Source organism: Micromonospora sp. C28SCA-DRY-2 (assembly GCF_030519475.1).
Classification (GTDB): Bacteria; Actinomycetota; Actinomycetes; order Mycobacteriales; family Micromonosporaceae; genus Micromonospora.
This window is the reverse complement of record NZ_JAUMKD010000003.1, coordinates 729,544-756,515: the sequence shown is the minus strand read 5'-3', so window position 1 is coordinate 756,515 and position 26,972 is coordinate 729,544. Positions and strand designations below refer to the sequence as shown.

At 74.3% G+C, this 26,972-nt stretch carries 26 protein-coding genes; 15 read left to right on the top strand and 11 right to left on the bottom strand.

Annotation, left to right across the window (positions count from 1 at the left end; genetic code table 11):
* The first annotated feature begins 8 nt into the window (after positions 1–8).
* The 10 genes from ngcE to Q3W71_RS16980 all read left to right on the top strand — a co-directional run bounded on the left by ngcE (position 9) and on the right by Q3W71_RS16980 (position 10,512).
* Entirely contained in the window at positions 9–1,442 is a 1,434-nt protein-coding gene (ngcE, locus tag Q3W71_RS17025; RefSeq protein ID WP_302920311.1) for an N-acetylglucosamine/diacetylchitobiose ABC transporter substrate-binding protein, read from the top strand.
* Between the two features lie 32 nt (positions 1,443–1,474).
* On the top strand, positions 1,475–2,386 hold the full coding sequence (locus Q3W71_RS17020; RefSeq protein WP_302920310.1) for a carbohydrate ABC transporter permease: 912 nt from the start codon (positions 1,475–1,477) through the stop codon (positions 2,384–2,386).
* A 13-nt stretch (positions 2,387–2,399) separates the two neighbouring features.
* Positions 2,400–3,335, top strand: a complete 936-nt coding sequence (locus tag Q3W71_RS17015) for a carbohydrate ABC transporter permease (RefSeq protein ID WP_302920309.1) — start codon at positions 2,400–2,402, stop codon at positions 3,333–3,335.
* Positions 3,336–3,430: 95 nt separating this feature from the next.
* The gene (locus Q3W71_RS17010) at positions 3,431–5,134 is read left to right on the top strand and encodes a bifunctional 3'-5' exonuclease/DNA polymerase (RefSeq protein ID WP_302920308.1); all 1,704 of its coding nucleotides are present in this window, start codon (positions 3,431–3,433) and stop codon (positions 5,132–5,134) included.
* Between the two features lie 244 nt (positions 5,135–5,378).
* Positions 5,379–5,972 (top strand): NTP transferase domain-containing protein, encoded by a 594-nt coding sequence (locus tag Q3W71_RS17005; RefSeq protein WP_088992997.1) that lies wholly within the window; start codon positions 5,379–5,381, stop codon positions 5,970–5,972.
* A 283-nt stretch (positions 5,973–6,255) separates the two neighbouring features.
* Positions 6,256–7,011, top strand: a complete 756-nt coding sequence (locus Q3W71_RS17000) for an ABC transporter ATP-binding protein (RefSeq protein ID WP_302920307.1) — start codon at positions 6,256–6,258, stop codon at positions 7,009–7,011.
* Entirely contained in the window at positions 7,008–8,633 is a 1,626-nt protein-coding gene (locus tag Q3W71_RS16995; RefSeq protein WP_302920306.1) for a hypothetical protein, read from the top strand. Before Q3W71_RS17000 ends, Q3W71_RS16995 begins: the two co-directional genes overlap by 4 nt.
* A 60-nt stretch (positions 8,634–8,693) precedes the next feature.
* The gene (locus Q3W71_RS16990) at positions 8,694–8,840 is read left to right on the top strand and encodes a hypothetical protein (protein WP_302920305.1); all 147 of its coding nucleotides are present in this window, start codon (positions 8,694–8,696) and stop codon (positions 8,838–8,840) included.
* A 108-nt stretch (positions 8,841–8,948) separates the two neighbouring features.
* Positions 8,949–9,452, top strand: coding sequence for a hypothetical protein (locus Q3W71_RS16985; protein ID WP_302920304.1), 504 nt, complete (start codon positions 8,949–8,951; stop codon positions 9,450–9,452).
* A 10-nt stretch (positions 9,453–9,462) separates the two neighbouring features.
* Positions 9,463–10,512, top strand: a complete 1,050-nt coding sequence (locus Q3W71_RS16980; protein ID WP_302920303.1) for an aminoglycoside phosphotransferase — start codon at positions 9,463–9,465, stop codon at positions 10,510–10,512.
* An 8-nt stretch (positions 10,513–10,520) separates the two neighbouring features.
* Here Q3W71_RS16980 and Q3W71_RS16975 read toward each other — a convergent pair whose 3' ends face one another.
* The 6 genes from Q3W71_RS16975 to Q3W71_RS16950 all read right to left on the bottom strand — a co-directional run bounded on the left by Q3W71_RS16975 (position 10,521) and on the right by Q3W71_RS16950 (position 15,538).
* The gene (locus Q3W71_RS16975) at positions 10,521–11,438 is read right to left on the bottom strand and encodes an amidohydrolase family protein (protein WP_302920301.1); all 918 of its coding nucleotides are present in this window, start codon (positions 11,436–11,438) and stop codon (positions 10,521–10,523) included.
* Positions 11,435–12,244 (bottom strand): metal-dependent hydrolase, encoded by an 810-nt coding sequence (locus Q3W71_RS16970; protein WP_302920300.1) that lies wholly within the window; start codon positions 12,242–12,244, stop codon positions 11,435–11,437. Before Q3W71_RS16970 ends, Q3W71_RS16975 begins: the two co-directional genes overlap by 4 nt.
* Positions 12,245–12,347: 103 nt before the next feature.
* Positions 12,348–13,997: a serine/threonine-protein kinase gene (locus Q3W71_RS16965; RefSeq protein WP_302920299.1), complete on the bottom strand. Its 1,650-nt coding sequence runs from the start codon at positions 13,995–13,997 to the stop codon at positions 12,348–12,350.
* 110 nt (positions 13,998–14,107) lie between these two features.
* Positions 14,108–14,344, bottom strand: a complete 237-nt coding sequence (locus Q3W71_RS16960) for a potassium transporter TrkA (RefSeq protein WP_302920298.1) — start codon at positions 14,342–14,344, stop codon at positions 14,108–14,110.
* A 26-nt stretch (positions 14,345–14,370) separates the two neighbouring features.
* Entirely contained in the window at positions 14,371–15,180 is an 810-nt protein-coding gene (locus Q3W71_RS16955) for a rod shape-determining protein (protein ID WP_302920297.1), read from the bottom strand.
* A gap of 151 nt (positions 15,181–15,331) precedes the next feature.
* The gene (locus tag Q3W71_RS16950; RefSeq protein ID WP_302920296.1) at positions 15,332–15,538 is read right to left on the bottom strand and encodes a hypothetical protein; all 207 of its coding nucleotides are present in this window, start codon (positions 15,536–15,538) and stop codon (positions 15,332–15,334) included.
* A gap of 169 nt (positions 15,539–15,707) precedes the next feature.
* On the opposite strand from Q3W71_RS16950, the gene Q3W71_RS16945 reads away from it, so the two are divergent.
* Positions 15,708–16,553 (top strand): rod shape-determining protein, encoded by an 846-nt coding sequence (locus Q3W71_RS16945; RefSeq protein ID WP_302920295.1) that lies wholly within the window; start codon positions 15,708–15,710, stop codon positions 16,551–16,553.
* A gap of 22 nt (positions 16,554–16,575) precedes the next feature.
* Here the strand turns inward: Q3W71_RS16945 and Q3W71_RS16940 are convergent, their stop codons facing one another.
* The gene (locus tag Q3W71_RS16940) at positions 16,576–17,895 is read right to left on the bottom strand and encodes a glycosyltransferase family 4 protein (protein WP_302920294.1); all 1,320 of its coding nucleotides are present in this window, start codon (positions 17,893–17,895) and stop codon (positions 16,576–16,578) included.
* 137 nt (positions 17,896–18,032) lie between these two features.
* Complete coding sequence (locus tag Q3W71_RS16935; RefSeq protein ID WP_302920293.1) at positions 18,033–19,964, bottom strand: amylo-alpha-1,6-glucosidase; 1,932 nt, start codon at positions 19,962–19,964, stop codon at positions 18,033–18,035.
* 42 nt (positions 19,965–20,006) lie between these two features.
* Between Q3W71_RS16935 and Q3W71_RS16930 the strand changes: the two genes are divergently transcribed.
* The 4 genes from Q3W71_RS16930 (at position 20,007) to Q3W71_RS16915 (ending at position 25,513) form a co-directional block, all read left to right on the top strand.
* A complete protein-coding gene (locus Q3W71_RS16930; RefSeq protein WP_302920292.1) occupies positions 20,007–22,715 on the top strand; it encodes a glucosidase in 2,709 nt (902 codons plus the stop codon).
* Positions 22,716–22,799: 84 nt separating this feature from the next.
* Positions 22,800–23,537, top strand: a complete 738-nt coding sequence (locus Q3W71_RS16925; RefSeq protein WP_302920290.1) for a TetR/AcrR family transcriptional regulator — start codon at positions 22,800–22,802, stop codon at positions 23,535–23,537.
* A 50-nt stretch (positions 23,538–23,587) separates the two neighbouring features.
* On the top strand, positions 23,588–24,298 hold the full coding sequence (locus tag Q3W71_RS16920) for an HAD family hydrolase (RefSeq protein ID WP_302920289.1): 711 nt from the start codon (positions 23,588–23,590) through the stop codon (positions 24,296–24,298).
* Positions 24,299–24,850: 552 nt separating this feature from the next.
* Entirely contained in the window at positions 24,851–25,513 is a 663-nt protein-coding gene (locus Q3W71_RS16915) for a L,D-transpeptidase (RefSeq protein ID WP_302920288.1), read from the top strand.
* 120 nt (positions 25,514–25,633) lie between these two features.
* On the opposite strand, the gene Q3W71_RS16910 is transcribed toward Q3W71_RS16915, so the two are convergent.
* The 3 genes from Q3W71_RS16910 to Q3W71_RS16900 all read right to left on the bottom strand — a co-directional run bounded on the left by Q3W71_RS16910 (position 25,634) and on the right by Q3W71_RS16900 (position 26,923).
* Entirely contained in the window at positions 25,634–26,068 is a 435-nt protein-coding gene (locus Q3W71_RS16910; protein ID WP_302920287.1) for a TIGR03668 family PPOX class F420-dependent oxidoreductase, read from the bottom strand.
* Between the two features lie 100 nt (positions 26,069–26,168).
* Positions 26,169–26,444: a hypothetical protein gene (locus Q3W71_RS16905; protein WP_302920286.1), complete on the bottom strand. Its 276-nt coding sequence runs from the start codon at positions 26,442–26,444 to the stop codon at positions 26,169–26,171.
* Positions 26,445–26,491: 47 nt separating this feature from the next.
* Positions 26,492–26,923, bottom strand: a complete 432-nt coding sequence (locus Q3W71_RS16900; RefSeq protein WP_302920435.1) for a hypothetical protein — start codon at positions 26,921–26,923, stop codon at positions 26,492–26,494.
* Positions 26,924–26,972 lie beyond the last annotated feature (49 nt).

Genomic DNA, 26,972 nt, shown 5'->3' with positions numbered 1-26,972 from the left:
AGACGACGATGTCGATTACCCCCGAGAACCCGGCCGACCTGAGCCGCCGGACCGTGCTGCGCCGGGCCGCCGCGGTCGGCCTGCTGGCCACCCCGGCCGCCGGCCTGCTGAGCGGCTGCGTCTCCGGCGGCGATGACGAGCCAACCGAGCAGGCCGCCGGCGAGAAGTCCGCGGAGAACCCGCTGGGCGTCAAGGAGGACGCCCCCCTGGAGGTGGTCATCTTCAACGGTGGCCTGGGCACCAAGTACGCCACCGACGTGCACGTCCCGTCGTACAAGAAGAAGTTCCCGAAGGCGGAGGTGAAGTTCTCCCAGGCGGAGGAGATCGCCACCGTCCTGCAGCCGCGGTTCACCAGCAACACCCCGCCGGACATGGTCAACAACGCCGGCTCGAAGCTGATGGACCAGGGCGCGCTGGTGCAGGCCGGCCAGGTGCAGGACCTCACCGAGCTGTTCGACGCCCCGTCGCTGGACAACCCGGGCACGAAGGTCAAGGACACCCTGATCCCCGGCACCGTCGAGCAGGGCACCTTCAACGGCAAGCCGTACGTGCTCAACTACGCCTTCACGGTCTTCGGCCTCTGGTACGACAGCGCGCTGTTCGAGAAGAACGGCTGGACCGCGCCGAAGACCTGGGCCGACTTCACCGCGCTCTGCGACAAGATCAAGGCGGCCGGCATCACCCCGTACTCGTACGCCGGGGCGAACGCCGCGTACTACCAGTACCTGGTCATCCTGACCAGCGCCGCCAAGATCGGCGGACCGGACGTGCTGAAGAACATCGACAACCTGGAGGACGGCGCCTGGCAGGCCGAGCCGGTCAAGCAGGCCGCCGCGGCCTGGGCCGAGATCGGCGCCAAGTACGGCAACAAGGCGCACCTGGGCCTCAAGCACACCGAGGTCCAGCTCCAGCAGAACCAGGGCAAGGTGGCGTTCTACCCGAGCGGCTCCTGGCTGGAGAACGAGCAGGCCAAGGACACCCCGCCCGGCTTCAAGTACGCCGTCATGCCGGTGCCCAGCGTGACCACCTCCGACAAGCTGCCGCAGACCGCCATCTACGCCGCGGCCGGCGAGATGTACTTCGTCGCCTCGAAGGGCAAGAACCCGCGCGGCGGCATGGAGTACCTGCGGCACATGCTCTCCAAGGAGGGCGCGAAGGGCTTCACCGAGCTGACCAAGGTGCTCACCGTGGTCAAGGGCGCTGTCGACGGCCTGGAGATCTCGCCCGGCCTCACCAGCGGCAACGCCATGCTGTCGGCGGCCGGCAGCGACTACTTCGCCTACCGCTTCGACACCTGGTACAAGAAGCTCGACGACGAGGCGCGGGCGGCCACCAACGAGCTGATGTTCAACGGTGGCACCGCCGACAAGTTCTGCGAGCGGATGCAGAAGGTGGCGGACGCGGTGAAGAAGGACTCCTCGATCGAGAAGTTCAAGCGCTGAGCCGGGCGTAGGAACGAGCGGAGACGACAACCATGCGGCATGGCAGGTACCCGTTCATCGTCGGCTTCCTGGCGGTGCCGGTCGCGATCTACGTGACCTTCGTCATCGGGCCGTACGCCCAGGCGTTCTATCTCGCCACCACCAACTGGCGGGGGGTGAGCGCCAACCCGAAGTTCATCGGTCTGGAGAACTTCGAGCGGCTGCTGTCCGACGACATCTTCTGGAAAGCGGTCCGGCACCACGGTGTCCTGCTGCTTGCCATGCCGCTGCTCACGATCGTCCTCGCGCTCTTCTTCGCCTTCATGCTCAACGTGGGCGGGGGGAGCCGGGGCGGCGTGATGACCGGGGTCTGGGGGTCGAGGTTCTACCGGGTGGTGTTCTTCTTCCCCCAGGTCCTGGCCGTGGTCATCGTCGGCGTGATCTTCAGCCGGGTGTACGCCCCGGACGACAGCGGACTGCTCAACGGTGCGCTCGGGCTGTTCGGGCTGGACCCGGTGCTGTTCATGGCCAACCCGGACATCGCGCTCTGGTCGATCATCGGCGTGCTGGTCTGGCAGGCGGTCGGCTTCTACGTGGTGCTCTTCTCCGCCGGCATGGCGTCGGTGCCGAAGGACATCTACGAGGCGGCGACCATCGACGGGGCCGGCCGGTCGGCGATGTTCTTCCGGATCACCCTGCCGCTGCTCTGGGACACCCTCCAGGTCGCCTGGGTCTACCTCGGCATCGCCGCCTTCGACGCGTTCGCCATCGTGCAGGTGCTCTCGGTCGACCAGGGCGGCCCGGACGGGGCCACCACGGTGCTCGGCATGGAGATCTACCGCAACGCGTTCAGCTACTCCCAGTTCGGCTACGCCTCGGCGATGGGCGTGGCGCTGTTCTTCCTGACGATCACGTTCGCGGCGCTCACCCTGCGCGTCAGCCGGCGTGACACGATCGAGCTGTAAGGCGGGGTTCTCGATGACGACGGAAATTGCACCGAGCGCCCCGGCCGCCCCGGCGGGCCCGGGCACCCCCGACCCCCGGCGGGGCCGACTCGGCCGGCGCGGGCAGCGCGCCGAGGTCGGTCTGCTCAGCGGCCTCGGGCACATCGCACTGCTGGTCTGGGCGATCCTCGTGGTCGCGCCGCTGATCTGGACCATCCTTGCCTCGTTCAAGAGCAACACCGAGATCTTCCTCGGCAACCCGTTCGCGCTGCCGGAGGTCTTCAACTTCAGCAGCTACGCCCGGGCGTGGAGCGAGGCGAACGTCGGGCGGTACTTCCTCAACAGCGTCCTCGTGGTGACGCTGAGCACCACCGGGACCATGTTGTTCGGGTCGATGGCCGCGTACGTGCTGGCCCGCTACCCGTTCCCGGGCAACCGGGTGATCTACTACCTGTTCGTCTCCGGGCTGGCGTTCCCGGTCTTCCTCGCCCTGGTGCCGCTCTTCCTGGTGGTCAACAACCTGGGCCTGCTGAACACCTACACCGGCCTGATCCTGGTCTACATCGCGTACTCGCTGCCGTTCACCGTGTTCTTCCTGGCCGCGTTCTTCAAGACGCTGCCGCAGTCGGTGGCGGAGGCGGCGATGATCGACGGCGCGTCGCACACCCGGCTGTTCTTCCGGATCATGATGCCGATGGCCCGTCCGGGCCTGGTCAGCATCGCGATCTTCAACATCATCGGCCAGTGGAACCAGTACCTGCTGCCGGTGGCGCTCATGCAGGGCCAGGGCGCCGACCAGAAGTGGGTGCTCACCCAGGGCATCGCCAGCATCTCTACCTCGGCCGGTTACGAGGCGGACTGGGCGGCCCTGTTCGCCGCACTCACTCTCTCCATCCTGCCGATGATCATCGTGTACGCCATCTTCCAGCGCCAGATCCAGTCGGGCCTCACCTCCGGCGCCGTGAAGTAGCCCCACCCCCGCGCGTCCCGGAACGAGTGGCCATTCCACGGGGATCGGCCACTCGTTCCGGTTCCGGGCAGCGGGTGACGGGTGCGGGGCGGGGAGTGTCGGAGGGCCGGGGCAGAATCGCGTCCGTGCTGGTGGCCGTGGTGTCCGACGAGCGGGGTGGGGGAGCGCTGTGCCCGCTCGACGCGGCCGGCCGCCCGGCCGGCCCGGTCGAGCCGGCCGCCGACCTGGCGGCCGCGGTGGCCGCCCGGGAGCGCGCCGAGCACCCCCGGTGGGTCTGGGCGTCCGGCGCGGCGGTCTACCCGGCCCTGCTGCGCGCCGGGGTGCGGGTCGAGCGCTGCCATGACGTCGAGCTGACCGAGGCGCTGCTGCTCGGCCACGCCGGCCGCTGGGGCGAGCCGCGGTCGCTGGCCGCCGCCTGGGCCCGGCGCACCGGCGCCCCGGTGCCGGCCGACCCGCCGCCGCGCCCGGCCGCGCCACCCGGCCACGGCCAGGACGCGCTCTTCGACACCCTGCCCGGCCCGCCGGGGCCCGGCCTCGACGCCCTGATCGAGGTGTACGCCGACCAGCTCGCCCGGATCGCCGCCACCGAGCACCCCGGCCGGTTCCGGCTGCTGGTCGCCGCCGAGTCGGCCGGCGCGCTGATCGCGGTGGAGATGGGCGCCGCCGGCCTGCCCTGGCGGGTCGAGGTGCACGACGAGATCCTCGCCGAGCTGCTCGGGGAGCCGTCCCCGGTCGGCGGCCCACCCCGCCGGCTGGCCGAGCTGGCCGCCCGGATCGCCGACGCGTTCGGCGTACGGCAACTGCACGCCGACTCCCCGGCGGAGCTGTTGCGGGCCTTCGCCCGGGCCGGCGTGGAGCTGCCCAACACCCGGGCCTGGGTGCTGCGCGGGGTGGACCACCCGGCGGTGCCGCTGGTCCTGGAATACAAGGAGCTCTACCGGATCTGGACGGCGCACGGCTGGGCCTGGCGCGACGCCTGGGTGCGCGACGGCCGGTTCCAGCCGGAGTACGTGCCCGGCGGCGTGGTCTCCGGCCGGTGGGCCACCCGGGGCGGCGGCGCGTTGCAGATCCCGAAGGTGATCCGGCGGGCGGTGGTGGCCGATCCGGGCTGGCGGTTCGTGGTCGCCGACGCCGGCCAGCTGGAGCCCCGGGTGCTCGCCGCGGTCTCCGGCGACGCCCGGCTCGCCGCGGCCGGCGGGGCCGGCGACCTCTACGCCGCGCTCGCCCAGGACGCGTTCGGTGGCGACCGGGCCCGGGCCAAGGTGGCCCTGCTCGGCGCGATGTACGGGCAGACCGGCGGCGCCGCGGTGCCGGCGCTGGCGGTGCTGCGCCGCAGCTACCCGACGGCGTTCGGCTACGTCGAGGCGGCCGCCCGCACCGGCGAGGCCGGTGGGCTGGTCCGCTCCTGGCTCGGGCGCACCTGCCCACCAGGGACGGCCGGGTTCGCCGACGGCGAGGAGGGCGACCCGGACGCCGGGGCCGACCCGCAGTCGTCGCGCGCCCGGGCGGCGCGGTCCCGGGGCCGCTTCACCCGCAACTTCGTCATCCAGGCCACCGCCGCCGAGTGGGCCGCCACGCTGCTGGCCACCCTCCGCGGCGAGCTGGCCGGCAGCGACGCGGAGCTGGTCTTCTTCCAGCACGACGAGGTGATCGTGCACTGCCCGGCGGAGCTGGCCGGCGCGGTGGCCGAGGCGGTGCGCCGGGCCGGCGAGCGGGCCACCGCGCTGCTGTTCGGCGCGACGCCGGTGCGGTTCCCGCTCGACCTGTCCATCGTCGACTGCTACGCCGACGCGGCCTGACGGTCGGCCGGCGCCGGCCGGACCCCTCGCGGCGCACGCCGGCCGGTCGCGTCCGGTCTGACCGTCGGCTCAGCTCCTGGCGATCGGTCCGGTGAATAACGGTTGCACTATTTTCCCTTTTCGCCCCGCTACCCGATCCGCCCCCTCCTCGTTGCTCCCGATGTCCGTACGACGGGGTGGATCGTGCCTTCGCGGCGCGGTCCGCTCCACGGTGGAGGGGGCGCAGCTGAACCGGATCGCAGGAATGATCATCGCCGCGGGCGGCGGCCGCCGTATCGGCGGCCCGGAGGCCCTGCTGCACCAGGGGGAGAAGCCGCTGGTCAGCCGGATGATCGACACGATGGCCGAGGCGGGCTGCGCACCGCTCGTGGTCGTGCTGGGCGCCGCGGCCGACCAGGTCCGCGAGACGGCGGACCTGACCGGGGCGACCGTGGTGGTCAACCGGGCCTGGGGGACCGGCGTCGGTTCGTCCATCCGGGCCGGCCTGGCCGCGCTGGACGACGAGGCGATCGAGGCGGTAGTGGTGGTGCCGGTCGACATGCCCGGCCTGACCGCCGCCGCGGTGCGCCGGGTGGTCGCCCTGCCGTACCCGGACGTGCTGGTCTGCGCCACCTACGGCGGGCTGCGCGGCTACCCGATGCTGTTCGGCCGCCGGCACTGGTCCGGCATCGCCACCCTGGCCAGCGCCGACGTCGGCGCCCGGCCGTACCTGCTGGCGCACAAGGACCAGATCGTCGACATCTCGTGCGACTCGGTGGCCGACGGCAGCCGGGTGGACACCCCGGAGCTGATGGCGCTCTACGGTCTCACCGTCCCGCCCCAGCGGGTCGGCGTCTGAGGGACGTCTCGTAACTCGGTGAAGGCGTTGCCCGTGGCCGGTTGGTGCTCACCGAGCCAGGGTGGTGTCGTGCGGGTGGGCGATGCCGGAAGCGGTGTGGGTCAATGTGCGGGCGGCGCGGCGGTAGCCGCGCACGATGTTCCAGTGCGCCACTCCATTCGTATCTGCCGATCTATAAGTCCGGGGTAATGGCGCGGAGCAAAACGTGCCGTTGATCTCCGGCGGCGCGGCGCGGAAGGCTGTCGGTAACCAGCTCCGACTCAGGTGAGGACGTCGCCGCATCGTGCCTGATCCAGCCAGCCCCGCCATCGAAGTGGTAGATCTCACCCAACGTTTCGGCGACGTACTTGCTGTCGACAGGCTGAGCCTGAGCGTCCCGTCGGGGATGTTCTACGGCATTGTCGGGCCCAACGGGGCAGGTAAGACGACCACCCTCACGGCCGTTTGCGGGCTACGGGAGCCGACCTCGGGGACGATCAGGATCGCCGGTCACGACCTGCGTACCGCTCGGGACGCGGCACTCACCCAACTGGGCATCATGATGGACGGGCTGTCGCTGCCCGAGCGGTTGACCGCCACGGAGCTGCTGCGCTACAGCGCCGGCCTGCGTGGCCTGGATGACGGCTGGCAGACGCGGGCGGGTGACCTGCTGGAGATCCTCGGCCTGGACGCGGTTCCGCGCACGCTGATCGTGGAGTACTCCACGGGCATGCGGAAGAAGATGAACCTCGCGCTGGCGATGCTGCACCGTCCGCGGGTGCTCGTGCTGGACGAGCCGTTCGAGGCGATCGACCCGGTCTCCGCCCGCTCCATCGAGCAGGTACTCAAGCAGTACGTCGACGCCGGCGGCACCGTGCTGCTGTCGAGCCACATCATGGACTTCGTCGAGCGCAACTGCCGCCGGGTGGCGGTCGTGGCCGGTGGGCGGGTACTCGTCGAGGGTCCGGTGGAGGAGGTGGCCGCCGGCTCGACGCTCAATGAGCGGTTCGTCGCGCTGGTGGGCGCCGACCCGGTGCGCCCGCTGGAGTGGTTGGCGTGACCCGCACGCTGTTCGCGCTCAAGCTGCGGCTGTTCCGCAACGGCCCGCACGACGAGCGCGGGTTCGGTCTGGTCGCCGGGCTGGTCCTGGCGGCACTGGTGGTCGCGGGCGCTTCGGGGGTCGCCCGCGGCGTGCTGCACGAGGGCTGGATCGCGGCGGCGCTGACCGGGTGGGGTGGCATGTGGGTGCTCGGGCCGCTGGCCCAGCCTCGCCACGAACCGTCGGTCCTCTCGCGGGAGTGGCTACGCGGCTACCCGGTCCCGTCGTGGCGGCTGGCGCGAGCCCTGTCGTGGACCGAGTTGCTGGGGGTCGGCCCGCTGATCACCCTGGCGTGCCTGTTGTCTCTGTTGGTCCTGGCCGCGCCGGCCGGCCCTGCGGCGGTCGCGACCGCCGGGGCAGCGGCGCTGACCCAGCTGTATCTGCTGGTCTGGGCGGGCAAGACGGTGGCGGCGCTGGCGGCCTGGCTGCTGCAGACCCGGGCCGGAATGACACTGGCCGCCGTCCAGACCGCGATCATGCTGGCGCTGTCGTTCGCCGGATGGGTACCGGTCGCGGCGTGGCTGCTGCCGCGTCTCCGCGACGGTGACATCGCCCTGACCGCCCTCACCCCGGGGCAGCTGCCGGCTTCCCTGGTCGACCTGCTCACGCTGCTGCCCACCGGGTGGGGATACCGCGCGGCGATCAGCGCCCGCGACGGCGCCGGGTGGGGCGGGGTGGTGATGCCGCTGGCCGTCCTGCTGGCCGTGGGCGTCCTACTGCAGCTGGGCTGGATCGCGTTGACGGCGCACGCCCTGCGTCGGCCGCCTCGCCGGGCGACCCCGAACCGGCCCGCCGCGCCCGGACGCGGACTGCCCGGGTCGGGTGTGGCGCCGCAGGTGAGGGCGGTCGCTGCCCGAGAGTTGGCCACCTGGCTACGTGATCCGGCGCGCGGCGTGGAGTTGCGCAGTGCCTGGTTGACCCCGTTGCTCATGGCCCCGATCATCGCGGTCGCCGGCTGGAACTGGGCGTTGCCGTTCGTCGGTCCGGCGGTAGCGGTGTTCGGCGCGATGGTGGCGATCAACACCTATGCCCTGGACGGCACGGCGCTGTGGCAGGTCCTCACCACGCCAGGTGCCGTCAAGGCCGACGTGCACGGGCGGATGCTGGCGTGGGCACTGCTGTTCGGCGCGCCATCCGTCGCGTTGGCGGCCGTGTTGTGGGCACTGACCGCCTCGCCCGTGGGTGGGGTCGCGGTCGGCGGCGCCGTCGTCGCGGCCGCTGTCGGTTGCACCGTGGCACCGCTCCTCGCGGTCATGATGCCTGCCGTGGGTGCCGACGCTCGCGATCGCGTCTACCCTGGCCAGCGAGCTGGCGATCCGACCGGCGGGCAGATGACGATCTTCCCGCTCGTCGTGCTGGCGTCCGTCGTCCCGGGCGTCATCGGCGCGGTCGTCGCGGGCCGGTGGTGGGCGACCGGACTCTCCGCCCTCCTCCTGGCCACCGGCATCCTGTCCACGGTCCCCGGTCTCGTCGTGCGCCTGCTCCACCAGCGCGGTACGCGCCTGCTCGGGGCGATGGCCTCCCGTGACGCCGCCGCACTACGCCCGTCCGCCGGAACGAAGGCTGACGTGCCAGCCCGGTAGCGACCACCAGCCGGGCCGGTGCGGGCGCCGCCGGGGACCGACCCGCCCAGACTCCGCCGAGTGATCGTGCGGAGGGCCAGCGCGGCGGATGTGGCGGTGCTCGCGGAACTGCGCGGCATCGGCGGGGACAAGCTCGGGGCGTATGCCGGCTGGGTGGCCGCCCACGCGGAGACGCACCTGCCGTTCGTCGCCGGGATCGACGGGTAGGTGGTCGGCGCCGGCTGGCTGCTCGTCGCGGAGCGGGTGCCCGGCAACGAGTCGTCGGGCGGGATATCGTCTCCCCAGGCGGCGTCCGTGCCGCACACGGGGGGTCCGATGTTCGTCGCGATGGGCCGGCACGTCGCCGGGGCGGTGGCCGCCTGGCTGGTGTTCACCGCCGAGGGCCTGCTCGGCTGTCTCGCCCTGCTCGGGTACGCGCTGGCCACCGGCGCCGACGCCGGCGGTCCGCTGGCCGGGCCGCTACTGCTGCTGATCGCCGCCCTGCTCGGGGCCGTCCTGGTGCCGTTGCTCTTCGCCCCGGCGGTGCTGCTCGGCGAGGCGGCCGGCCGGCGGCGCGGCCCGCTGGCCCGGACGCTGGCCGGCACCACGGCGGCGATGGTGCTGGCGGCCCTGTACGCCGCCGCCGTCGGGCTGGCCACCGGCGGGTCTCCGGCCGGCGTCGGGCTGGCCGGCGTGCTCGCCGCGCTCGCCGTGGTGGCCCCGGTGTCGGCCTACGCGCTGACCGTCCAGGGCGGCCGGTGGGCCGAACGATCGCTCCGCCGCCGGCCGGCCCGGTTCCCGGCGTCCGCGCCGGTCCACCGCACGGGCGCGACCTCCTAGACCGGGCGCGATGGCACGTCCCCCGGTCGACCTGGTGCCCGCCGACGCGCCGGCCGAGTCGCTGACGCACAACACCCTCAACGGGGTGACCGGCGGCATCTGGCGTACCCGCCGCGACGGGCGGCCGGCCGTGCTGAAGCTGCTCGCCCCGCCCGGCCGGCCCGGCCCGACGCACTGGGCGGGCAGCGCCGACCCGGGTCACTGGAACTACTGGCGACGCGAGGTCGAGGCATACCGCAGCGGCCTGGCCACCACCGCGTACCCCGGACTGGCCGCACCGGCGCCGCTCGCGGTCGAGGACCGCCCGGACGGGACGGTGGCGCTCTGGCTGACCGACGCGCCCGGCCGGCCCGGCACCGCCTGCTCGGCCGCCGACCTCGGCGAGGTGGCCGGCCGGCTCGGCGCCGGGCACGCCCGCTGGCTCGCCGACCCGCCCGGCCGGGCCCGGCCCGGGCCGGACCGGGCGCCGGACTGGCTGGCCCGGGACTGGCTGCGCGACTACACCCTGAGCCGGCCGGTGCCCGAGCCGGTGCCCTGGGAGCACCCGGTGGCCGTCGCCGCCTGGCCGGCGCCGCTGCGGGCGGCCCTGCGCCGGCTCTGGGAGCGGCGGCACGACGTGGTGGCCGCCACCGACCGGCTGCCGCGCACCCTGTGCCACCACGATGTGTGGCCGATGAACCTGGTCTTCGCCGACGCCGGTCCGGTGCTGCTGGACTGGTCCGGCGTGGGGCCGGGCCCGGTCGGCGAGGACGCGGCCAACCTGGTGCTGGACACCTTCCTGGACGGGCTGGTCGACGTCGCGCTGCTCGACGAGGTGGCGGCCACCGTGCTCGACGGGTACCGGGCCGGCCTCGGCCGCGCGGTCGACCCGGCGACGGTCACCCGCGCGGTCCGGCTCACCGGGGCGGCCAAGTACGTCTGGCTGGCCCCGTTGATGCTCACCCGGCTGGGCGGCCCGACCGGGCAGACGTACGACCGGCGCGACGAGGCCGAGATCATGGCCGGCCGCCGCCCGGTGCTGGAACTGCTGGTCCGCTGGGCGGCGACGGCGCTGGACTGAGTGGCGGGTCAGTCCAACCGGAACAGGGCGGCCGCGTTGTGCCAGCAGACCGCGCGCAGCCAGTCGTCGCCGAGGTCGAGCCGGGCCAGCCCGGCCACCTGCTCGGCGTACGGGTAGGGGAGGTTCGGGAAGTCGCTGCCCAGCAGCACCTTGCCGGCCAGCCCGAGGGCCCGCAGCCGGGGCAGCTCGTCGGTGGGGAAGGGCACGAACCGGTCGAAGAACGAGGTGAAGGCCATCGTGGTGTCCAGCCGGACCCGCTCGTACGCCTCCGCCAGGTCCAGGAAGGCCCGGTAGTCCGGCGCGCCCAGGTGGGCCACCACCGCGGGCAGCCGGGGGTGGCGGGCGAGCACCGCGGCGAACGGCTCCGGCCCGGTGTGCGCGGTGCCGACCGGGGCGTGCCCGGCGTGCACCACGACCGGCACCCCGGCCTCGGCCAGCAGCCCCCAGACCGGGTCCAGCGCGGGATCGGTCGGCGCGAACCCGCCGACCTGCACGTGCACCTTGAACACCCGGGCGCCGGCGGCCAGCGCGTCGGCGACGTACCGGGCGGCCGTCGGCTCCGGGAAGAAGGTGGCCGAGGGGAGGCAGCCCGGGGTGGCCCGGGCGAAGTCGAGCGTCCACCGGTTCAGCTCCGCGGCCATGCCGGGTTTGTGGGCGTACGCCAGCGCGCTGAACGCCCGGACGCCGAGCCGGCGCAGGTGCGCCACCCGTTCCGCGTCGCTCCACCGGTAGCGGATCGGCCACTCGGTGCCGACCAGCGGTCCGGCCGCGTCGAAGTACGCCCACACCCGGCGCAGCAGCCGGGGCGGCAGGAAGTGCACGTGCACGTCGGCCAGCCCGGGCAGGCCGAGCCCGCGCCAGAACGCCGGCACCTCGGCGTCGTCGGCCCCGGACAGCGGTGCCGCGGGGGCGGGCCGGTCGGTCATACTTGAATGTTGAAGCGTTGCAGCACCGACGGGGCGACCAGCCCGGCGGCGGCCAGCACCGCGATCACGGTCAGCGCGGCGCGCACCACGACCACCTCGGTCTTGCTGCCGGCCCGCAGCGCGATGCTGTTCGGCAGGCCGATCATCGTCCACATCCGACGTTTGATCGGGATCGGCCAGAGGATCGGCACCCCGGCCTTGGTGATCATGTCGCCGAGGATGTGCACGAAGCAGCCCACGCCGACGGCGGTGCCGATCAGCGGATAGCCCCGGCCGCCGGGCAGGTTGGCGGCGACGAACCAGGCCGAGCCGGCGGACACCAGGGTCACGATCACCCAGCCGGCCCGCTCGGCCCACTCGTCGAACAGCCCGCGCAGCGCCAGCCCGATCATGAAGAACAGGATGCCGATCACCGCCCACTTGCCGTACGCGGCGCAGAGCGCGGTGGTGCCCCAGCCGACCAGCAGGGTGAACGGGATGGTGTGGGTCAGGGTGCGGTGCCCGTTGCTGCGGCGCGGGTCGCGGCTGAGTTTGGTGGCGTAGTAGACGCCGAGCGAGATCTTCTCCATCACCTCGGCGATGAACAGCGAGAACACCCCGAAGGTGCGGGCCACCGTGGCACCGCCCTGGTTGCGGGTGACCTTGCCGGACAGGTCGAGGTCGGGGAAGAGCGCGCCGCCCGCGCAGACCGCCGTGCCGACGGCGAGCGCGAGCGGGGACTGGTGGTAGTCGGCGAAGTGGTCCAGCGCCCACGACCCGGCCAGCCACACCGCAGCGCCGGACAGCGCGTGGGACGGTCCCATCATCTCGGCTCACCCTCCCCAGGGATCTTGAGCGCCAAAACTACGCCACTGTAGTTCAGAGCCGTGCCGCGCGGGCATCGCCCGGACGGGTCCACAGGGGACGGTGTCAGGGCAGGGGGGTGAAGCTCTGCCGGATCATCGCGAAGTATGCCGTGTTGACCTGCCAGTCGAACTCTTTTGTCAGCCATGAGACGGTGTACGCCCGGTCGGCGGAGACGTTCGCCAGCAGCCGGCCGGTGTGCACCCGGTCCCCGGCCGCACTGATCCAGGCGCACTCCCAGATCGCGGCGCCCCGGAACATGTCCAGTGCCGCGAGGTCGTAGCGCTGGTAGCCGGGGAGCGCACCGCCCCCGGTGAGCCGCCGCTCCTCGGCCCGCCACCAGGCGACCGGGTCGGCCCGCCGGGGACCGGCCTCCACGCTCAGCACGCGGGCCCCGTCCGGCTCCCGGAAGCAGGTCGCCGCGCCGTCGGTCCAGCGCAGCCAGGCCACCGGGGCGGCGATCCGGTAGCCGGCCGGGTCCACGTGCCAGGTCCAGTTGTCCACCAGCCGGAACGCGCCCGCCGGCGCGGGCACCGACGGCACCGGTGCGGCACCGGGCGGCGGCGTCGCCGCACAGGCGAACGCGGCGGGCCGGGGCCGGTCGGTGGCACCGGCACCGGAGCCGGACGGGGCGGTCAGCGGCTCGCCGGTCCGTCCGGCGAGGCTGAGCGCGACCCCGACCGAGGCGAGCAGGGTGGCGGCCAGGCCCGCCGCCACGAGGCGCCGCAGCCGCGTCGACCGCGCGCGCCGCACCGCACGCCCGGCCGGCTCCGCCCGCGCCGGTGGCGGCGTGCCGTCGGGGACCGGGCCGGTCGCGCCGGCAGCGGGCCGCGGCCGGGTCGGGCCGGCCGCCGGGGGTGGCGCCGGCTCCGCCGTCGGTGGCCGGGCGGCGGCCGGCCGGTCCGGGTCGGCGGCGGCGCGCAGCAGCGGTTCGGCCTCGAGGGCGGTCAGCCGCCGCCACGGGTCGCGTTGCAGCAGTCCGGTGAGGACCGGCCGGAGCACGCCGGCCCGGCGCATCGGATCCGGCGGCTCGGTGGCCAGCGCGCTCAGCGTCGCCATCGCGCTGGGCCGGGCGTACGGGGCCCGCCCCTCGACGGCCGCGTAGAGGGTCGCGCCGAGCGACCACAGGTCGGTGCGCGGATCGGAGATCCCGTCCCGGGCCCGTTCCGGGGCGACGAACTGCGGCGAGCCGAGCACCATGCCCGGCCCGGTCATCGCGCCGTCCCCGCCGTCGAAGGTGGCCAGGCCGAAGTCGGTCAGCACCACCCGGCCGTCGTCGGCGACCAGTACGTTGTGCGGCTTCACGTCGCGGTGCAGCACGCCGGCGGCGTGCGCGGCGCGCAACGCGGCGAGCACCGCCAGCCCGATCCGGGCGGTACGTCGCGGGCTCAGCGGCCCGTCGGCGGCGAGGATCTGGTGCACCGAGCGGGAGCGCACGTACTCCATCACGATCCACGGGCTGTCCCCGTCGTGCACCACGTCGTAGATCCGGACCACGTTCGGGTGGTTGAGCCGGGCCGCGGTGCGCGCCTCGCGCAGCGTCCGCAGCCGCACCTCGTCCCGTTCGGACTCGGTCAGCCAGGCCGGCGGCCGGATCTCCTTGACCGCGACATCCCGGTGCAGCATCTCGTCCCGGGCCAGCCAGATCCGGCCCATCCCCCCGGTCCCGACCAGGTCCAGCAGCCGGTACCGCCCCGCGATCAGCCGCTGCCGCACGGTCCGCGATCCCTCCCGGTCACCCTGGGTCACACGATAGTCAGCGCAGCGCGGTTTCTCATCCACCGCCGGCCGGAGGGTCGATCCGACGGCGGACGCGGCCACCGCGGTCAGCCGGTGGCGTCGGGCTGCACGACGTCGAGGATGCCGAGCAGGTTGGCGAGGGCGAGCGCCTCGGTCCGGGTCAACCGCAGGTCGCAGCTGCGGTCCGGATCGGTGGGATCGTCGTGGACCAGGCGGCGCAGCCCGCCGGCGTGGTGGGTGACCACCCCGACCCGGCGCCCCTGCTCGGTGGTGAACGTGTGGCGCAGCCCGATCCCGGGCAGCGGCACGACCTCGATCTGCATGGCGGATTCCCGCTCCTCTCGCTGGGTCAGGCGCCGGGCTGGCCCGGACGGCCGTCGGCGTGCGGCGGCCGGGCCTGGGCCAGCAGGGCGAGCCCCTGGATGGTGGCGAGCCGGACGTCGGGTGGCATGGTGACGGCGCGGCTGGTGAGCGCGGCGAGCCGGGCGGCGACGCCGATGGTGGCCGCCCCGCCGCCGGTCACCAGGAGCCGTCGCGGGCCGGGCCGGTGGGTGTGCTCGCCGAGCCGCCGGACCGCCGCGGCGATGGCGGGCACCTGGTCGACGTCGTTCGAGCCGTCGGCCCGGGCCGCGGCGGTGACCGTGCCGTCGGTGATCCGGGCGACCTCGGTGCGGCCCTGTCCGATGTCGACGACCATCAGGTCCTCGGTGTCCAGGCCGGCCCGGCAGGCCAGCGCCGCGGCGAGCGGCTCCTCCACGGTGCTGACCCGGCCACCGGTCGCCCGCCGTACGGCGGCGGTGAGCCGCTGCTGCTGGCGCAGGGTGGCGGTGGCGGGCACCCCGACCAGGACGGGGGTGTGCGGCGCGCCGGAGCCGGCGTGGGCGACGGTCAGCACCCGCAGCAGGTGCACGCAGGCGGCGAAGTGGTCCACCACGCCGTGCCGCAGCGGCCACACCAGCGGAGCGCCGGTGCGGTCGGCCAGCTCGACGGCGGCCCGGCCGACGGCGCGCCGGGAACCGGGCGGTCCCCAGGCGACGACCGTCGGTTCCTCGACCACCCGGCCGAGGGCGGGCGACCAGATCCGTACGTGGGCCGTGCCCAGGTCGATGGTGAGTATCTGCCGCAGCCCGTCACGGGCGTAGGCGCCGGGGTTGAGCATGTCAGCACCCTTCCGGGCGGGTCGTGCCGCCGGCCGGAGCTGGTCGCGACCGGCGGCGGGGCGCTGCCCGAACGGGCCGGTACGCGGACGGGGACGGCTCGGGACAGCGGAGGAGGACCGACGGCCGGGCGGGCCGTGGCGGTGGTGGACGTCAGGCGATGCCGAGCCGGGCCGGCGGAGCCCGGTCCGCCGACCACGCCGGGACGCAACCCGGAACCGCCCGCTTCGCCAGCCGGTAGACGATGCACAGCCCCACCGCGCGACCGGGCGAGAAGATCACCGCGAGTACGGCGGCGACGACCAGCATCGGCAGCCCGGCGGGCTGCTCGACGGTGCGTCGCTGCTGGGGGACTCGCATGCGGCACACCATAGCCGCGCCGCACGCGGACCGGCCAACCGTCGCCGCCGCGCCCGCCGCCTTGCCGGTGGCCGGCAAGCTGCGGCGCGGTTGTTGGCCCGTCGGCTCCGCTGTCGCCGCCGGGCCGCCGGCCCAAGCTGGAGGTCGTTTCGCGGAAAGTGAGGGCGGCATGCCGGCCAGGACCACCGTCGACCGACCGCAGCCGGGAGCCCGCCGCGGCCCGGTCACCGCCGACCGCGGTACGGGCCCCGCGCTGCTGGCGGTCGACGCCGGCAGTTCCCACCTGCGGCTGTGGGGCCTGGGCCGGGGCACCGTCAGCGTCCCCACCGGAGGCGGCCCCGGCCAGGGGGCGCCCCTGGTGCGGCGCGGACGCCTCGTCGACGCCCCGGCCTGCACCAGCGCGCTGCGCCAACTGCTGCACCGGTTCCGTCCCCCGGTCGAGGCGGAGCCGTTCGTGGTGGCCTGCCGCCCGGTGTCCGCGACGCCGGCCGACGAGTACGCCATGCGGGAGGTGCTCACCGCCGCGCTCGCGCCGCGGCGGCTGCTGTTCATCGACACCCTCCGCGCCGCCGCCATCGGCGCCGGCGCGGCCGCCGGCGCCCTGCTGCTCGCCGACATCGGCGCGCAGGTCACCGAGATCGGTCTCCTCGACGACGGGCAGCTGGTCGCCGCCCGCCGCACCGACTTCGGCACCCGCGACATCACCGACGGCGCCGCCGTACACGTGCTGGCCACCGTCGCCGCCCGGCTGGTCCGCGAGATCTACCAGCAGCCGGCCGTCCGGCCGACCGCCCTGGCGGCCCTGGCCCGGGGCATGGTGCTGGTCGGTGACGGCGCGGCCCGACCGGACCTGATCGCCGCCCTGTCCCAGACCCTGCGGATCGCGGTGCAGCCGGCCGCCGCGCCGTACACCGCCGCGCTCACCGGCGCCGGTCTGGCCGCGATGGCCGCCGCCCGCCACCCCCGCGGCGGCCGCGCCGCCCCGCTGGCCGCGACGCCGACCGGCGCGCCGTGACTCCTCGGCGTCCCGGCCGGGCTCAGCAGGCGGCGTGGCCGAGCAGGTTCCCCTCCGGGATGACGATCCGCTGACCGCCGGCCGGCCGGGCCGCGCGCCGGGCCCGCCACGCGCCCTGCTCCCGCCGGGCGGTCGCGTACGTGCCGGCGGTCCGGTCGGCGATGCTCGCCCAGCCGTAGCGCCGGCCGACCATGGTGCGGGCCCGCCGGGCGACCCGGCGGGCGAACACCTCGTCGCCGAGGAGCTGGTCGACCGCGCCGGCCAGGGCATCCGGATCGCTGTGCGGGAAGGTCACCCCGGTGACGCCCGGCTCGACGATCTCGGCGAGCCCGCCGGTACGGGCCACCGCGAGCGGCGCGCCGGCCGCCGCCGCCTCCAGCGCCACCATCCCGAACGGCTCGTAGAGGCTGGGCACCACCGTCGCGTCGGTGGCCCCCAGCATCGCCGGCAACTGGGTGGTGTCCAGGAAGCCGGTGAAGCGTACGGTCGGCCCGAGCGTGAGCCGGCGCGCCTCCTCCTCCAGTTCGGCCCGGTACGGCCCGTCCCCGGCGATCACCACCCGCAGCCCGGGGTGCCGCTGGCGCAGGTACGGCACCGCGTGCACCAGGTGCTGCACGCCCTTCTCGTAGACCAGCCGGCCGGCGTACCCGACCAGCGGCCCGTCCCCGGCGAACCGGGCCCGGGCCGACGCCACCGCGCGGGGACGGGCCCGCCAGGCCCGGTCGTCGACCCCGTTGGGCACCACGTCGACCTGCCCGGCCGGCACCTCGAAGAGCGTGGTGACCTGGTCGCGCATGTAGCCGGAGCAGGCGATCACCCGGGTCGAGGCGTTGCTGAGCCAGTGCTCGACGCCGTGGATGGTGCGGTTCATCTCCTCCGGCAGCCAGCCCTGGTGCCGGCCCGCCTCGGTGGCGTGCATGGTGGTCACCAGGGGCAGGTCGAGGTGCTCGGCGAGGGTGACAGCGGTGTGTGCGACGAGCCAGTCGTGGGCGTGGATGACGTCGTGGTCGGCGGTGTCGGTGGCGCGCAGGGCGGCGCGGGTGAGGGTGTGGTTGAAGGCCATGGTCCAGGCCAGCAGGCTGTTGGTGGCCAGGGGGAAGGTGACGGGGTCTTCGGCGGCGCGGATGACGCGGACGCCGTCGGCGTATTCCTCCAGGGGCGCGCCGTCGGCGTGGCGGGTGACGACGGTGACCTGGTGGCCGGCGGCGGCGAGGGCGACGGAGAGGGCGTGGACGTGGCGGCCGAGGCCGCCGACGAGCACCGGCGGGTACTCCCAGGAGAGCATCAGCACCCGCTGGTGCCGGGCGGGGTGGATGTCGATCACGTCGGCGTCAGGTGACATGCGGCCCCCTTGGAGTTGTCCCCGGGCGCGCGCCGGCCGGCACCCGCGCGGTGCCCGTCGTCGCGGCTGGATCGCCACCAATCCTGCGGGCAGCCGGCTAACCAGCGGAGACGCCGTCGTTGCAGAGGTGTAAACCGCTACCGGCGAACGCGCAGCACCTCGGCCACCGACCAGGCCTGGAACGGGCAGCCGGTGGCCCGGTGCGGGGCGAGGGCGTCGGCCGTCTCGCTCACCGAACCCAGCCCGTACTCGGTCAGGTGGGCTTCGACGCCGACGAACAGGTCGTCGACCGGCAGGCCCGCGCGCCGGCAGGCGTCGGCGTACGGGCCGAGCAGCCACGGCCACACGGTGCCCTGGTGGTACGCCCCGTCCCGCTCCGCCGGCCCGCCCCGGTGCCGCTCGACGAACCCGGGGGAGCCCGGGGCGAGGCTGCGCGGGCCGAGCGGGGTGAGCAGCCCGGCGGCCACCCGGCGCAGCGCCGCCGCGTCCGGCTCCAGCGGCGCGTCCGGCAGCGACCAGGCGAGCAGCTGGTTGGGGCGGAGCAGGTCGTCGTCGTGCCGCTCCGCCGCGCCCAGCGGGTACGCCGGCGCGGGCGCGTCGACCACGTCGTACAGCCAGCCGGTCGGAGCCGGGAAGCGGGCCCGGAACGCGCCGGCCGCCCGCTCGTGCAACCGGCGCAGCTCGCCGGCGTCCCGGCCGGCCAGCTCGGTCAGCTCGGCCAGGCCGGCCAGCCCGTTGATCCAGAGCGCGTTGACCTCCACCGGCTTGCCCGCCCGCGGCGTGACCGGCACCCCGTGCACCCGGGCGTCCATCCAGGTCAGCGCGGCGCCCGGGGCGCCGGAGGTGAGCAGCCCGTCGGTCGGGTCGACGGCGATGCCGTACCGGGTGCCGGTCAGGTGCGCGTCGACCACCGCGCGCAGCGCCGGCAGCAGCTCGGCGGCCAGGTCGCTGTCGCCGGTGACGGCGACGTGCCGGCGTACCGCGTGCAGGAACCACAGCGTGGCGTCGACCGTGTTGTACTCCACCCGCCCGGTGTCGGCGGTGTTGGCGAGCATCCCCTCCGACAGCGTCGCCGCGTACGACCGCAGCAGTTCGCGCCCCTCGTCGGCCCGGCCGGTACGCGGGAACAGGCCCTCGTAGGAGATCATCGTGTCCCGCGACCAGGCACCGAACCAGGGGTAGCCGGCGACCACGTCCGGCCCCCGGCCGGTGCGCACGACGAACGCGTCGGCGGCCAGGGTGAGTGTCGCGGTCACCTCGTCGGCCGGCGCGGCCGCCGCCACCACCCGGCGGTTGCGGGCCCGGGCGGCGGTGACCACCTCCGCCGCCGGGGGTGGCTGCTCGGCCAGGTCGCCGGCCCACGCCAGCACCGAGACGGTGTCGCCCGGGTGCTCCAGGGCGCCGGCGAAGCGTCCCGCGTACCAGAGGTCCTCGCTCGGGGGCAGGCCCCGCTCCGCCTCCTCCCGGTGGTGCACGCCCAGCCACCACTGGCCCTCCGGGGTCCAGTCCGGGCCGGCGAGCCGGAAGGCGCCCTCGACCACCGCCCCGCCGGCCACCGGCTCCACCCGGAGCGCCGGCCCGTCGGCGCGGCGCTCGCCGTGCGCGTCCCGCCAGGCGCAGGCCGCGGCCAGCTCCAGCCGCACCGGGCCGCCGGCGACCAGCCGGTGCACCACCGCGACGCAGCGGTGGCCGTGCCGCATGGCCAGCTCCCGCTCGATCACCACGTCGCCGATCCGCCACCGCCACCGGGGCAGCCCGTCGACGAGGGTGAACCGTTCCAGCAGCTCGAAGCCGGGCGGGTCGACGACCCCGGAGGCCCACTCGTGCGCGCCCAGCCGGACCCGGGCGCCGGAGGGGAGCAGCACGGCCGGGTCGAGGCTGACCAGGCCGACCCGCCGGGCCGCCGGCGTCTCGCCGGCCACCACCAGCAGCCCGTGGTAGCGGCGGGTCCGCAGCCCGCTCACCGTGCCCATGGCGTACCCGCCGAGGCCGTCGGTGACCAGCCACTCCCGGGTCGCACCGCTGCTGAGCTGCCCGCACACCTGCGGACCGAAGCCAATGTCGATCAACTTTCCTCCACCGGCGGCGGGGTGTAACACGCCACGACGAGAATGGCCGCTGTGGTGGAGTACCCCGGCGGCGTCGAAGATGTGCACGTGATCACCGACGTGCCGCCGACGAACGCGCCCGCGCCCGACCCCGAGCGGATCCGGCTCGCCCAGGCCGACGCGGGGGAGCAGGACTGGCGGGCATGGGGTCCGTATCTGTCCGAACGGGCGTGGGGGACGGTGCGGGAGGACTACAGCGAGCACGGCACGGCGTGGGACTACTTCCCCCACGACCATGCCCGGTCCCGAGCCTACCGGTGGAGCGAGGACGGCATGGCGGGCGTCTGCGACGACCGGCAGACGTTCTGCTTCGCCCTCGCGCTGTGGAACGGCCGCGACCCGATCCTCAAGGAGCGGATGTTCGGCCTCGGCGGCGACGGCGGCAACCACGGCGAGGACGCCAAGGACTACTGGTGGTACGAGGACTCCACGCCCACCCACTCGTGGATGCGCTGGCGCTACCACTACCCGCAGGCCGCCTTCCCGTACGACGAGCTGGTCGCGGTGAACGCGCTGCGCGGCCGGGACGACACCGAGTACGAGCTGGTCGACACGGGCATCTTCGACGACGACCGGTACTGGGCGGTGACCGTCGACTACGCCAAGGCGTCCCCGACCGACCTGTGCGTGGTGATCACGGTGGCCAACCGGGGCGACCGGGACGACCGGCTGCACGTGCTGCCCACCCTGTGGTTTCGCAACACCTGGGCGTGGGGGCTGCCCGGCGGCGACCGGATCCCCCGTCTGGTCGGGGAGGGCTCCCGGCTGGTCGGCGAGCACCGGGTGCTCGGCCAGCTGCGGCTGGAGGGGGAGGGGTCGCCGACCCCGCTGCTCTGCGACAACGACACCAACGCCGAGCGGCTCTGGGGGCTGCCGGGCCGCTCGCCGTACCCGAAGGACGGGATCAACGACCACGTGGTCAACGGCGCGGCGACGGTGAACCCGGCGCGGGAGGGCACCAAGGGCGCCCTGCACTACGTGCTGGACGTGCCGGCCGGCGGGCAGCGGCAGATCCGGCTGCGGCTGACCCGTACCGCCCCGCCGCCCGGCGGCACGGTGCCGCCGCCGGCGGACCTGGGCGCCGGTTTCGACGCGGTGGTCTGGGCCCGGCGGGCGGAGGCGAACCGCTTCTTCGCCGGGGTGATCCCGGCCGCCGCCACCCCGGACGAGGCGCTGGTCGCCCGGCAGGCCATCGCCGGGCTGATGTGGGGCAAGCAGTTCTACCACTTCGACGTGAAACGGTGGCTGGAGGGCGATCCGGGCTCGGCGCCGCCGCCACCGGGCCGCCGGCACGGGCGCAACAGCGCCTGGTGGCACATGACCAGCTTCGACGTGATCTCCATGCCCGATCCCTGGGAGTACCCCTGGTACGCGGCCTGGGACCTGGCCTTCCACTGCGTGAGCATCGCCCGGGTCGACCCGGGCTTCGCCAAGGAGCAGCTGCTGCTCCTGCTGCGCGAGTGGTACCTGCACCCCAACGGGCAGATCCCCGCGTACGAGTGGGCGTTCGGCGACGTGAACCCGCCGGTGCACGCCTGGGCGGCGCTGAAGGTCTTCGAGATCGACGGCGGGCGGGACCACGACTTCCTGGCCCGGGTGATGCACAAGCTGCTGCTCAACTTCACCTGGTGGGTCAACCGCAAGGACACCGGCGGCAACAACGTCTTCGAGGGCGGCTTCCTCGGGCTGGACAACGTCGGGCCGTTCGACCGGTCGGCGGCGCTGCCGGTGGCCGGGGTGCTGGAGCAGTCCGACGGCACCGGCTGGATGGCCATGTACGCCCTGAACCTGCTCGACATCGCGATCGTGCTGGCCGAGCACGACCGCGCCTGGGTGGACACCGCCACCAAGTTCTTCGAGCACTTCGCCTACATCGCGGCGGCCGCGTACTCGCAGGGGCTCTGGGACGACGAGGACGCGTTCTTCTACGACGTGCTGCGGCTGACCGACGGCACCAGGGTGCCGTTGAAGGTCCGCTCGGTGGTGGGGCTGCTGCCGCTGGCCGCGGTCACCCGGCTCACCGCGCGTACCCTGCACCGGCTGCCCGAGCTGGGCGCCCGGCTGCGCTGGTTCCTCACCAACCGCCCCGAGTACGCCGACGTGATCGGCGCCCGCCGGCTCGGCCCGGACGGCCGCCAGCAGCGACTGCTGTCCATGGTCGGCCCGGAGCAGGTGGTCCGGCTGCTGGCCCGGATGCTCGACCCCGACGAGTTCCTCTCCGAGTACGGCCTGCGCACACTCTCCCGGGCGCACCTGGACAAGCCGTTCGCGGTGACCCTCGGCGGGCAGGAGTTCTGCGTCGGCTACGAGCCGGCCGAGTCGACCAGCGGCCTGTTCGGCGGCAACTCCAACTGGCGCGGGCCGATCTGGATGCCGACCAACTTCCTGCTGATCAGCGCGCTGCGCGACTACGCGGCCTTCTTCGGTGACGACCTCCAGGTGGAGTACCCGACCCGGTCCGGGGTGAAGCGGACGCTCGACGAGATCGCCGACGACCTCTCCGCCCGGCTGATCGCGCTCTTCACCCGCGACGGCTGGGGCCGCCGGCCGATCTACGGCGCCTGCCAGCTCTTCCAGACCCACCCCGACTGGCGGGACCTGATCGCCTTCCCCGAGTACTTCCACGGGGACAACGGGGCGGGGCTCGGCGCCTGGCACCAGACCGGGTGGACCGCGCTGGTCGCCGACCTGATCCTGACCCTGCGCCGCTGACCTGCGGATTGTGTCGCGGCGGCGAACAGTCGCCAATCCGTCGCCGGCCGCTCACCGTCCGCGACCGCCGCTAGGCTCGGCGGGGTGTCCCACGAAGAGGACGGCGACGCCGACCACCGGGCCGCCGTCCCCGCCCGGCCGGGCGAGGTCCCGGCCCCCGCCGAGCCGGGCGAGGTCGGGCCCCCCGCCGAGCCGGGCGAGGTCGGGCCCCACGCCGAGCCGGGCGCGGCGGCGGGCATCGTCACGGCGGCCCGGCAGCTGGCCGAGGCGGAGGGCTGGCCGGCGGTGACCCCGCGGCGGTTGGCCGAGCGCGCCGGGGTCGACCTCGGCGACTTCTACCGGTGCTTCGCCGACCGGGACGCCGTGCTGGCCGCGGTCGCGGTGCGCGGCTTCGCCGAGCTGGCCGCCGCGCTCAACGCCGCCCGGGCCGCCGCCGACGGCCCGCACCGGGCCTGGTCCGCGGTGGTCTCCGGCTACCTCGACTTCGCCTACGCCAACCCCGAGGTGTACGACGCGATGCTCGCGCACACCCCCGACCTGACCCTCGGCGCGGACCGGGCGCCGGTCACGCCGGCGGCCGCGTTCGCGCAGCTGCGCGCCGCCGTGGCGCCGCTGGCCGCCGGCCGGGACCCGGACACCCTCGCCGAGGTCGGCTGGAGTCTGCTGCACGGGGTGGTCATGCTCACCCGCGGCGGCCGGCTCCGCCCCGAGGCGCAGGAGCAGCGGGAGGAGATGATCGCCACCCGGCTGCTGGAGGTACCGGCGCCACCGGCCCGGCGCCGCGGGAAAGTCCCTGGGCGCTCCGGCGGCGGTGTCCTATAGTTCCCGCCCGGGCCGGGCGCCGGCCGGGCCCGGCGCGGGGAGGGAACGGCATGACGGACGGTGGTGCGCGGGTGTCGCCCGGGCAGGTGTTGGTGTTCGACGCCGACGACACGCTCTGGGAGAACAACGTGCTCTTCGAGCGGGTGATCGACGACTTCCTGGCCTGGCTGGACCACCCCACCCTCGACCGGGTCGCGATCCGGGCCGTCCTGGACGACATCGAGCGGGCCAACGCGGCGGTGCACGGCTACGGCAGCAAGGTCTTCCTGCACAGCCTCGGCGAGTGCCTGGAGCGGCTGCGTCAGCGTCCGGCCACCGAGGCCGAGCGCCGGGAGATCCAGGAGCTGGCGGTGGCGCTGGTGGAGCACCAGGTCGAGCTGATGCCCGGGGTGGCGGACGCGCTGGACGAGCTGGCCGGCCGGCACGCGCTGCTGCTGCTGACCAAGGGGGACCGGGAGGAGCAGCAGCGCAAGCTGGACGCCTCCGGGCTGCTGCACCACTTCGAGGCCGCGCACATCGTGCCGGAGAAGGACGTCGAGACGTACCGCTGGCTGACCCGGGAGCACGGCCTCGACCCGGCCAGCGCGTGGATGATCGGCAACTCCCCGAAGTCGGACATCCTGCCGGCCCGGGCGGCCGGGCTGAACGCCGTCTTCATCCCCAACGACAACACCTGGGTGCTGGAGCACGACGAACTGGACCGCACCGACCCGGGCGTGCTGCACCTGGGCGCCTTCCCCGACCTGCTCGAGCACTTCTGAACCGGCTTGCGCAGAGGTCGCTCCGACCGGAAATAGCGCTCCTGTCGACGGTCGTGTTACGCCGACATGCCGGTTTTCAACGTTGATATCAATCACCCTCCGTCGAGGGCCGGGCGCCTTGTCCGACCTGGAAGGACCCGCCTAGCCTGATCCGGCGCTCACGGCTCTTCGGGGTGGGTCGGGAGCGCACCGAAGTCCGGTAGCTGGGCACCGTGGAGCTGAGTGCAGGCGGGCCGGCTCGTCGGGTTGAGCCGAGCGTGGGCGGCGTGCCACGCCCGCGCGTCCAATCCGGCGCAGCTCGCTACCACGCCGGACGGCTGGGGGTCAGGACCGGGGAGTTGCGGACCCGGTCCTGACCCGTCCTGTCTTCCCGGGAGCCGGACGGGCGGCTGCTGCGTCCGTCGCGCCGATGCCGTTACACCGACCCGCCGCTGCCCCCGGCGGAGATTCCTCACCTTTTCCGGGGCAGCCGGCCCGAACCGGAACTGCGATCATGCTGCGAATGGAACGGAGTCACTCTTCCGTGCGTACCGGCACCCTGCGGGGGCGCTCGTGACCGGGCGGGCGCGGCCGATCCCGCCGCCGAACCGGGCCTCGGCGCTGACCACCCTGCCGGAGGAGACCCGGCAGGTCGTCCTCGTCACCGGCAACGGCTACAGCACCACGTACGCGACGCTGGAGACGTTCGCCGTGGCCGGTGGGCACTGGGTGGCGGTCTTCCCGCCGCTGCCGGCACGGATCGGCTCCCGGGGCTTCAGCGACAACCACGTCGAGGGCGTGCCCACCACGCCGACCGGCGTCTACTCGTTCGGCGAGACGATGTACGGCATCGGCGCCGACCCGGGGATGCGCTACCCGTACCACCGGGTGGTGACGAACGACTGGTGGAACGAGAACCCCGACTCGCCGCTGTACAACACCTTCCAGCACAGCACCACCAACCCCGGTGGCTTCAGCGAGGCGCTGTGGAAGGAGATCCCCGCGTACACCCACTTCGCGGTGATCACGTACAACATGCCGCCGAACGTGCCGAAGCCGATCCCGAACGCCGGCAGCGGGATCTTCCTGCACGAGTTCAGCACCAGCGGCGGCAACGCGACCGCCGGCTGCGTCAGCCTGTCGCACGCCAACCTGGTCCGGGTGCTCACCTGGCTCGACCCGGCGCGCGCCCCGCGGATCGTGATCTGCCCGGTGCAGAACCTCGGCCGGTACTGACCACCTACCCGTCCGGGAAGGGGGCGCCTGCGTGCCTGGTCGTGGCCGATCTCGCTGTCGTCGAACCACCGGTGGATCACGACGGCGACACACCCGTCCGGCGCACCACACGGGCCGCGCTCACCCCGTCAGGTCCACCGCGCCGCCGGCCGCCGACCACGCCGACCACCGGGTCACCGTGACCGCGACGATCGGCCCGCCCGGCGGGCGCCGCGCGTACTGCGGGTACTTGGCGGCCAGCGCCGCCCGGGCCGCGCCCTCCTCCGCCGGGTCGCCGACCAGGCGGCCGCGGCCGTCCAGCCGGACCCACCACAGCGCCGACCAGTCCTCGTCGTACTCGTCGACGAGCAGGCAGGCGTGCTCCGTCGCCTCGATGTTCACCAGTCGACGCAGCCGGCGGTGGCGCTTGGGCTTCTCGTCCACCGCGTGGTAGGCCACGTCGCCGACCAGGGCGAAGCAGACCGGCACCAGGTGCGGGCGGCCGTCGGGCCGGACGGTGGCGAGCCGGGCCACCCGGGCCGAGCCGACCCGGTGCCGCAGTTCCTCGGGCTGCACGGGCCCGACCGTAACCGGGCCCGACCGCGGGGAGTGCCGACATCGGCCGACATCCGCCGACCGGGCCGTTCCGGCGGGCCGGCGACTGCCGACTCGGCGGTCAGGTGTCTCCGCCGCGGACGATGGCCACCGCCACCCGGCAGAACTCGTCCATGTCGGGCTCGAAGCCGGCCGCGATGTCGGGGTGCAGCCCGGCCCGGGTCTCGTCGAGCAGCCGCTGGCAGACCTGCTCGACCGGCTCGCCGGCGTAACCGGCGCGGACCCGTTCCGTCGCCGCCTGCAGCGCCGAGGTCAGCTGGTCTTCCAGCGGGCCGCGCAGCTTCTGCTGCACGGGGTCGAGCCCGCGGGGGTCCAGCGTGACATGTGGCTCCGACATCGGCGCTCCCTTCGTCGGCGTCCGCGGTACCCCACCGCGGCCGTCGGTCAAACCACGTTCGGTACGGCGGCGACCCGCACCTGGTACGAGAAGTCCTCCGCCGGCTCCTCGACGTACGACAGCCGGCGGATCTGCCGGTCGTCGTCGTAGAGCGCGACGTCGACCAGGACGCCGAGGTGGGCCAGGCCGATGCTGGACACCCGCTTCTTGTCCTGGAGCACGGCGCACACCCCGCCGAGCAGTGTGCTGGCGTCGGAGGTGCGGTGCCCGGGCGGGCAGCGCAGTACCACGTCCACCTCGATCGGCCCGGACAGCGGGGTCCAGCCGGTGCGCTGAGCCGCCGTACAGGCCGCTTCGAGCAGGGCGCGGACCCTCGTCGCCTGCCGGTGACCGGCGGCGAAGATGGACAGCGCCTCGGTCTTCACCGGTGGCAGGCCGCTCACCTCGAACGTCAGGGCGAGAGCGCGGGTGTCCTGCACCACGACGGCACCTCCTCGTTGGGGACGATCCTGCCCAACCGGTGGACCG